General features: G+C 42.0%; 1 pseudogene. It reads right to left on the reverse strand.

From position 1 onward, the window contains the following. Window positions 1–410 (reverse strand): annotated as a pseudogene (locus tag ACTJJ7_RS28090) (caspase family protein); the annotation flags it as partial.

Below are 410 nucleotides of genomic sequence, written 5' to 3' on the forward strand. Positions count from 1 at the left end.
GCTAATTCACGGTAATAAGCTCCTAAAGCAGTTAAACGACATCCTTTAGAGTTTATGGCTGCAAAGTACATATGTTCAGCATCGACAGGCTCGATTAAACTATGTCTATTACATTGCTGCAGTTGAGAAAAGACTTCTCCCAGCTTAGGATCAAAATCAGGGTGCTCAGGCTCATAAGCTGGTGTCAAAGCGAATACAGACTCAGCTTCAGGAAACCACTCAGGTAGTCTTCTCAGTGTTTCTAAAGGTACAAGTGGTGCGTGCTCTTTTAAAGAAATAAATACAGAAACATTGGTTTTAAAAACAGGTCGCTGTTCCCAAGGGCCAAGTGCATTATCAACAAAAGAATATAAGCTACCAGGGGTAACGTGCCCTAATACATTAACAGCCCCTCCGTGCAATGCTTGAAG

Source organism: Phyllobacterium sp. 22229, from assembly GCF_052056495.1.
GTDB lineage: Bacteria > Pseudomonadota > Alphaproteobacteria > Rhizobiales > Rhizobiaceae > Phyllobacterium > Phyllobacterium myrsinacearum.